We start from the raw sequence: 8,773 nt of genomic DNA on the forward strand, positions 1-8,773 counted from the left end.
CGTGGTTTTGATTTATTGTTTGGCGACGATTATCAGATCATAAATGAAGCCTTTTTTCTATCTAAAAATAAACGGTTATTGCTTAAGATCCTGTCTATGAATTCAATGCAATTAATACCATACCTGTTTATAAATTCTGCTACAAACCCTTTAACGGTATCTCGTGGTCGGAGCCGATTATTCTAAAATGTTAGAATCGATAACCAACGCCAATCGCCCATGTACCGACTTTCACTTCATTAAATTTTGTATATTCGTATGATGCGTCAATAGCTATATTAGGAATAGGATTGATCTGTAAACCTGCACCATAAGCGAGTTCAGATTGACTTCCGCTATATGAGCCAGTTATCCACGTTTCTTCCACTTTACCCAGAGCTGATCCCACTAAACCATAAGCGCTCACATATTCATTGAGACGATATGTTGGCCCTGCTGTTACTGAGTAATAACTTAAATCAGCTGTGTATATTTTTTGTCCGCGCCAATACTTTTCATAGCCTTGATATGTATGAGTAAATGAAGTCACCAAGCCCCAGTTATCATCAAATTCATAGCGATATTTGATATTAAAACCTTTTGGGTTTATGTCCAACTTTTCATCTACTAACTTAATGTTACTTTGTGCATACCCTGCTGAAATTGTATTGCTGCCAGCCGCGGCATATGTACCTGCTGAAATGACTGATAGTCCGACAGTAACTAACGAAGTTAAAATTATTTTTTTCACAATTATTCCCTTAATACAATTAATAAAGCGAAATCATTATACATAAAATATTTTTCTTGTCTTTTTGTGCTTTATAAAAATATGACTAAAAGCATTGTGTTTGCTTTAATATTATACAAAATAAAGTAATTACTGTCATAACAGCATAAAATTGAAGGAAAAAAGTACAAATTGAACGTTTTTGAATGGGGTAATTCTCTTTCATTTCAAAATTGAGATATCTATATATACAACAACGCCGGTAAAAACCGGCGTTGTTAATGTGACAAGCAATAAATATTGCCTTTTTCAAACACGTCCCGAACTATTTTTCTGCTTTTTCTAGTTCTTCTTTACGTAGTTCTTTACGAAGAATTTTGCCTACATTTGTTTTCGGTAATTCATCACGGAATTCGATAATTTTCGGCACCTTATATGCTGTCAGATAGCGGCGGCAGTGTGTTTTAAGTTCATCCTCAGTTAGGCTAGGATCTTTGCGTACGACAAATATCTTAACCGTTTCACCTGAGTTTGTGTTCGGAACGCCGATTGCCGCTGACTCTAACACTTTTGGATGTGATGAAACAACATCTTCCACTTCATTCGGATAGACATTGAAACCGGAAACCAAAATCATATCTTTTTTCCGGTCAACAATATGCAGGAAACCCTTTTCATCCAGATTAGCAATATCCCCTGTTGCCAGCCAACCGTCTTTTAAGACCTCTGCCGTTGCATCAGGGCGATTCCAATAACCTTTCATCACCTGAGGCCCGCGAACCCACATTTCACCAGCCTCTCCCATAGAAACTTCATTCCCACTGTCATCCATCAGCTTGATATCTGTCGAAGGAGCCGGAAAACCAATGCTGCCACTATGGTGAGTCAAATTATACGGGTTAGCCGCAACTAAAGGCGCACATTCAGTCAGTCCATACCCTTCGAGTAAATGACAGCCCGTCAGTTTTTCCCATTTATCCGCAACTGCACTCTGCACTGCCATACCACCACCTACCGCCAAACGTAATGCAGAAAAATCCAGTTTTTGGAATTCAGCATTATTCATCCAGGCATTAAATAGCGTATTGACACCAGACAACGCGGTAAATTTATAGCGGGAAAGTTCTTTAACTGTTGAATTAACATCCCGTGGATTGGTAATCAATAAGTTCTGCCCGCCCAGCTCAATGAACAGCAGACAATTTATAGTAAGAGCAAAAATATGGTACAGCGGCAATGCTGTGACTACCAGCTCTTGTCTTGGGCGTAATAGCGGTGAATAACTTGCTTTTACCTGCTCAAGGTTCGCTAACATATTCCGGTGAGTCAGCATGGCACCTTTTGCCACACCGGTTGTGCCTCCGGTATATTGCAGAAATGCCAAATCTTCGTTGTTTACTTCTGGTTTGACATATTGCATGCGATAACCCTTGTGGATAACGCTGCGAAATGATATTGCATCCGGCAAATGGTATTTCGGAACAAGCCGTTTAATATATTTTACGACGAAATCTACAAGAGTCCCTTTTGGACGGGATAACTGATCACCCATGCGTGTCAGAATGACATGCTTGACCGGAGTATTGAAAACTATTTTTTCTAAGGTATGGGCAAAATTAGAGACAATCACTATAGCTGAGGTGCCGCTGTCAGTGAGTTGATGCTCCAGTTCGCGCGGGGTATACAATGGGTTTACGTTAACTACTATCATTCCCGCACGCAGGATACCAAAAAGCGCTATAGGGTATTGCAGCAGATTCGGCATCATTAATGCCACGCGATCCCCTTTCTTCAGCCCCAATCCATTTTGTAAATAAGCAGCAAAAGCGCGACTGCGCTCTTCCAATTTTCGGAAGGTGAGAACCTCACCCATATTAATAAATGCGACCTGATCAGCATAGCTCGCTACGGCATTTTCAAACATTTCAACCAATGATGAATAACGATCGGGATCGATTTCTGCCGGAACATCCGCCGGATAATGTTTTAACCAGACTTTTTCCAAGTTGAGTACTCCTGAAATCTAATTGCTGTGCAACCATTGACCATGAAACAAAAACCAGACCAGCCTATTTAACAAATTATTAACTCAGCGTACCAGTTTGAAAAGGAACATTGTTCAGGTTGGCGATACACATCACTAATTTAATACTTCATTATCACTGCTAAAAAATAAGGCAGCTTATGCCGCCCATCTCTTTTTTGTTGTTTATCATATAGTTAAAAACATAATTAGTATCTAAATGTATAATTTACTAATTATACACTGATTTGGCTATTTTTGCCGAAAACACCCATCTTTATTCCAAATAGTTATAATACATGTAAGCCAATGAATTATAATTATTAATAGTTATCAATATATTTATTTGTTCAAAATTCAAACAAAACTCATTCGCACTGCATCTGCACGAATACCCGCAACCCTATCTTAATCTCTTTATCCCCAATAGAATCTTCAGTATTGTTTACCTTGCATTGATAATTTTTCACTATATTAGGACGAAGTAATTTTATTATCAGAGATTAAATTTATATATAATAATCAGTAGAAATTAAGGTATGTTAATGAGCGAACGAAGAACAATTCTTTTTTCCTGTTTTTTACTAATTATTGGGTTAATGGCTATTGATTTTTTTAATCCCTCATTGCCTTTTATCTTAAAAGAATTCAATTCATCACAAGAAAGTATTAAAAATTTAATCGTGGTCTATATGGCAACACTTGGAATTTCGCAGTTTTTTTATGGTAGCATCAGTGACCACTATGGCAGAAAACCTGCGGTTATTATAGGTTTTTTTATTTCTATCACTGGGCTGTTTTTATCCGGTTATAGTGAAAAAATCAGCTATCTCTATGCATCAAGAATAATCACAGCATTTGGTACAGCAAGCTTTACTGTTATTTCAAGAGCTATTATCGTGGATGTATTTCAGGATAATACAAAATTAAAAAAAGCATTTTCCTATTTTTCAATGTCCAGTCAACTATCTCCGGCTCTCGCTCCCATTATCGGAGGCTGGATTCAAATTAAGTATAACTGGCATATATCTTTTTTCGCACTGGCCACTATTTATCTCGTTAGTTTAATCATTACTTTTATTGCAATTAGAGAGACAGGGAAAAAAGAATCAAAACCACCAGCGATTTTTATTCCATATATTCAACTGGTAAAAAACAGACAGTTTATTGCATTCAGCATTGCGTCATCACTCATATTCTCTTATACAATAGGTTATTACTCCACCACCCCATATATTTTCCATAAACTTGGTTATAACCCTATAGAAAATAGTCTGTTTTTCATTATTTACTCTTCTGGAATTATTTTCGGATCATGGTTATTGGGCAGAAATTTCATAAGAACAACACCTAAAAAACTGTATTTATTATCACTCGTATTTTATAGCTTAGTTCTCGTTTATTTCTCATTCCAAAATTTAAAAACACCCACCAATATTATTGTGCTTTCTTTTTTATTAGCTGCAACGTCAGGCGTTACTGCGCCTTTATCATTGATTCTGTGCATGGAAAATGTAACCCAAAATAAAGGTGCCGCCAGTGCATTACAGGGAGCATTAAAAATGAGTCTCACCGGAGTATTTATGATCCTCTTTGACTTATTCCATATCACTGAATTTAATCAACTTATTAATATCTTTGCTATTTTTACTAGCATTTTACTTATAATATATTTTTGCTTCCAAATTAACTCCCGCCACAACAATAAACTTTAGCATTTATTCACATTTAAAACATCAAACAACATTGAATTTCATAAATAAATAGCATTTTAAAATGGTCTCATATTTAAAATAATATGAGACCACCTTTATCATTCAGTTCAGCGTTTGTCAGTTAAGATAGTTTCAACAGGAACAGGCCGAATTACTGGATGTTCTTCCCATTCGTTAAAATAAGGATAATCATAAAAAGGATCGCCAGAATAATTCCACATATTTCCCATTGAATACGGGAATGAAATACGCCTTTCTTCATGCCAGCGTTTAAAACCATTAACATTCAGCACAACATAGTTATATGGGCTATCTCCGACTTTTCCTTTTTCTATTCCCTTAATAAAACCGATAACAGTAACATAATGATTTTTGAAATCAGTGGGTTCTAAAAAAGAATTCACATAGGCATAAAGCCGCCCAAGTGAAGGAGCCTCAATAAGAGGCGCTGCATTACTTGCCAGTGGCATCGTTGAAATTTCTAACCGGGTGCGCCCTTTTTCATTTAAGACGCTTAGTACTTTGCCACCAAAGCGCCCTTCATGCCCAATATATAAATCGGGTCTGTTTTTGACACTGATCAGATTTTCCTCTGGGTGCTTAGTGGTTCCTTTTATTGAGTCCGGAACTGATGCACAACCAATGAGTATCATTGTTCCCATAAATACAATGGATTGCAATATGACCCGACAGTATGTTCCATTGAGCATAATAAATACCTCCCATACAGGAAAAAATCAGAGAACGCGACTTCTTTGTCTTTCAGATTGTTTCTTCCTGACTGAGATACGACTTGAAAGACGGCGGGTATAGCCTGTTCTGTTTTTATGGATATCAATATTTCATGGACATCAGTTTCCGCTACAAGTTGCATTAAATTTATGCAACCTTCTCCCTCAAAGTTACCTGAAGAAAAAGCTACCCGAAGAGTGTTAACGCCCCGGCAATTTTTTCCATGTAACTTCATTACGTAGATAGACGGGTTCTGCCAGCTCAACTGCTGTTGCCTCTCCCTCTTTCCACATCTGAACGACTAACGGCAGCATATCTTCTGCATGAGGTAAAGCCATATCTCCCGGAACTAACGTTAAGTGGCTTTCCAATAATTGAGGATAAGCTTCCCAACCTGTTCCAGCTATCGCCCATTCTCCCGTTAAAGTAGACATGATGTCCTGTGCCTGCTCAGGTTTTAACACAGCCTCTGTTTCATCTCCTGACCATTTACCCTGTTTATCTCGGGTATACTGAGCCCAATAGACCTCTCCCATACGGGCATCAATGGCAACTAAAACATTCGTGATATTTTTAAGACGAAATACGCCCTGAGCCATTGTTTTCAGAGAAGAAACCCCAATCATTGGTAGTTCAGCCCCTAATGCCAGCCCCTGAGCAATCCCCACTCCAATACGCACGCCAGTAAAACTACCCGGCCCTCTGCCGAATGCCAGTGCATCCAATTGTTGTAACTTCATACCACCTTTGGACAATACCGCTTCCACCATAGGCAGAATACGCTGGGTATGTTCCCTCGGGGAAATTTCAAACTGAGCCTCAATAAGGCCATCATTCCAAAGTGCAACAGAACATGCTTCAGTTGCAGTATCAATAGCTAAAATCCGTGTGGACATGCCTTAACTCCGGCAAGAATAGAATTCGAAATAAGGGGGATATACTATCATACCCCCAACAATTTTACTTCGACTGTGATTGGCGGGATTTAAGAAATGCTACTGCTTTCGAAAGATCCCGGGTACGAGGAGATGGGGGCAGGCTGTTGAGAAAAACTTCACCATATGGGCGCATGACTAATCGGTTATCACAAATAACCACCACACCATAATCATCAATATCACGGATCAGGCGCCCTACTCCCTGTTTCAGGCTCAGTACAGCATCAGGAAGCTGAACCTCACTGAAAGCATCTCCCCCCTTATGCTGGCAATCTTCAATTCTCGCTTTAAGCAGTGGGTCATCCGGTGCTGTAAAAGGTAATTTATCAATAATAACGCAGGATAGCGCATCACCCCGCACATCCACACCTTCCCAAAAACTTCCCGTAGCCACCAGCAAAGCATTACCTGCCGCAAGAAATTGAGACAGTAATTTGCCCTTGCTGGTTTCTCCCTGTACCAAAACGGGTAACGTCATGCTTGCACGGAACTCTTCTGCCAAACTGCGCATCATTTGGTGGGAAGTACACAGGAAAAAGCAGCGCCCTTTGTTACTTTCGATCAATGGCTTTAGCATACCCGCCAGCCATTTTGCTCCACCATTCTGATTCGGTGATGGTAAATGACGAGGAACGCACAACAACATTTGACGCTGATAGTCAAACGGGCTGGGAAGAAGTAAAGTCTGAGCCTGTTTTAGCCCCAAACGTGCGGTAAAATGTTCAAGTTGATCATTAACTGACAACGTTGCTGATGTGAAAACCCAGCAACCAGATTGTTCACGGATCATTTCACTGAATTTATCAGAGACTGACAGAGGCGTTAATGCCAGCAGAAAATGTCGCCCATAACTTTCAAACCAGTAACTATAACCGGATACCGTCACATCAATCAGCCTCTTAAGGCGGTTACGATAGATTGTTGCCCGCTCAAACGCCGCATCCAACATCGCTGAACGCCCCAGTGACAGTTTCATTACGTCGTAACACAGTTCCAGTGCATCATCCAGCCGTACTAATGACCGCTTAATATGTTGCTGCTGTAAGACTTCACGGAGATTACCACGATAACTGTTTTCTCCGAGGGATAAACGAAAATCCTGCACACTCTGACTCAGACGATCCGCACTTTTCTGCAATTGAGCCTGATCTCTGACTTCTGTACGGTAAGCCATGATGATATCGCGAGATAGATCAAATAATTGTCGGCTGCTTAACTGCTGTCCAAAATACTGGCTGGCAATGTCGGGAATTTGGTGAGCCTCATCAAAAATCATCACTTCCGCCTGCGGAATCAATTCACCAAATCCGGTTTCTTTAACAACAACATCCGCCATGAATAAGTGATGATTAACGATAACAACATCCGCTTCCATTGCTCTGCGGCGGGCTTGCAGCACAAAACACTCCTGATAACTGGGGCAGTCACGTCCAAGACAATTATCATTGGTGCTTGTTACTAAAGGCCAGACAGCGCTGTCTTCCGCAATGTTATGGCAGGTACTGATATCACCGTCTTCAGTTTGCGACGACCAGTTTTTCAGTGTAATGATCTCTGAAAGTGTTTCCGGCTCAAGTTGAGATGCCCCCACTGATTGCTGTTCGAGGCGTTCAAGACATAAATAATTTGAACGCCCTTTCAGTAGAGCCAGACGACCGGAAAACTCCAGCGCATCAGCAATAGCAGGTAAATCGCGGCTATAGAGTTGATCCTGTAATGCCTTTGAGCCCGTGGAAATAATGGCTTTCTTGCCCGAACGCAATGCAGGCACCAGATAGGCGAAAGTCTTCCCCGTTCCTGTCCCTGCTTCTACCACCAACTGCTGCTGGTTTTGAATTGCCACAGTAATCGCAGCAGACATTTCCCGCTGCGCGTCACGGGGTTTGAAGCCCTGTATGGTTTTAGCAAGTAGGCCATTTTCGGCAAAATCATCTGACACAGTTCATCTCTTTAATACGATACAATTAATTTTAAAGAATAAACAATATAATCAATGAATTGATAAATTAAAACAAAAGACTTTTTCTGATCAAGAAGAGTCGGACACCTCAAAATCCCAGCGCCGCTATAAAGTCGGCTACATCAGTACCCGCCACGCTGATCGCAATACTGGCATGACCCGCTATTATAGCCAGTACCCCAGTTTGCACCTCAAGGGTAACTGGCTGGAAGCGGCTGGATTTGCGACCGGGCAACCGGCGCAGGTCTGCATTGAGCACGGACAGTTGATTATCTGGCTTGTTGAGAATAACTGACTGCTAAAAAGAAGGATCCAGCACTTAGGCGGATCCTTCTTTGATACTAAAACCTGATAATCCTCATGTTCCCAGACATGTACAGTAGTCAAGGTTTGTCCAGTCGTAGATCCAGTTGGGGGTATCTTAATTCTTACTATTTCTGTTCAAACGAGATAAGACCCAGATTCCTATTCCTATGGGTATACCTGTCACTACCCCTTTTTTTACTGAAAAAACAACATCATCTTGCCAACTAAAGATAAGTGTTTCATTTTTCAAATAAACTAGTGGTACATTCTGCATTTGATAACCTCATCAAACGAGCTTGAAAACCATTAAGTTTTATGGTTAATTAGCACACCGTTTCAATGACCATCAGATACCCCTAATTTTTTATGTGGAAAGCGCCAGCAGTCAAT

The 8,773-nt window shown here is 40.3% G+C and carries 7 protein-coding genes; 2 read left to right on the top strand and 5 right to left on the bottom strand.

What is annotated here, in order from left to right:
* Positions 1-190: 190 nt before the first annotated feature.
* Together Xinn_RS19065 and fadD are read right to left on the bottom strand one after the other, a co-directional pair.
* The gene (locus Xinn_RS19065) at positions 191-730 is read right to left on the bottom strand and encodes an Ail/Lom family outer membrane beta-barrel protein (protein WP_086953050.1); all 540 of its coding nucleotides are present in this window, start codon (positions 728-730) and stop codon (positions 191-193) included.
* A gap of 304 nt (positions 731-1,034) precedes the next feature.
* Positions 1,035-2,714 carry a long-chain-fatty-acid--CoA ligase FadD gene (gene fadD, locus Xinn_RS19070; RefSeq protein ID WP_086953049.1) on the bottom strand — a complete coding sequence of 560 codons (1,680 nt, stop codon included), beginning with the start codon at positions 2,712-2,714 and terminating at the stop codon, positions 1,035-1,037.
* 563 nt (positions 2,715-3,277) lie between these two features.
* Here fadD and Xinn_RS19075 point away from each other — a divergent pair.
* On the top strand, positions 3,278-4,447 hold the full coding sequence (locus tag Xinn_RS19075; protein ID WP_169923625.1) for an MFS transporter: 1,170 nt from the start codon (positions 3,278-3,280) through the stop codon (positions 4,445-4,447).
* 107 nt (positions 4,448-4,554) lie between these two features.
* On the opposite strand, the gene Xinn_RS19080 is transcribed toward Xinn_RS19075, so the two are convergent.
* The 3 genes from Xinn_RS19080 to yoaA all read right to left on the bottom strand — a co-directional run bounded on the left by Xinn_RS19080 (position 4,555) and on the right by yoaA (position 8,056).
* The gene (locus tag Xinn_RS19080) at positions 4,555-5,157 is read right to left on the bottom strand and encodes a Slp family lipoprotein (protein ID WP_086953047.1); all 603 of its coding nucleotides are present in this window, start codon (positions 5,155-5,157) and stop codon (positions 4,555-4,557) included.
* 222 nt (positions 5,158-5,379) lie between these two features.
* Positions 5,380-6,075, bottom strand: coding sequence for a tRNA (adenosine(37)-N6)-threonylcarbamoyltransferase complex dimerization subunit type 1 TsaB (tsaB, locus tag Xinn_RS19085; RefSeq protein ID WP_086953046.1), 696 nt, complete (start codon positions 6,073-6,075; stop codon positions 5,380-5,382).
* 64 nt (positions 6,076-6,139) lie between these two features.
* Entirely contained in the window at positions 6,140-8,056 is a 1,917-nt protein-coding gene (gene yoaA, locus Xinn_RS19090) for a DNA repair helicase YoaA (RefSeq protein ID WP_086953045.1), read from the bottom strand.
* A 175-nt stretch (positions 8,057-8,231) separates the two neighbouring features.
* Here yoaA and Xinn_RS23585 point away from each other — a divergent pair, with 175 nt between their 5' ends.
* Entirely contained in the window at positions 8,232-8,372 is a 141-nt protein-coding gene (locus Xinn_RS23585; RefSeq protein WP_422646008.1) for a SymE family type I addiction module toxin, read from the top strand.
* The last annotated feature ends 401 nt before the right edge of the window (positions 8,373-8,773 follow it).

Source organism: Xenorhabdus innexi (assembly GCF_002632485.1).
Lineage (GTDB): Bacteria > Pseudomonadota > Gammaproteobacteria > Enterobacterales > Enterobacteriaceae > Xenorhabdus > Xenorhabdus innexi.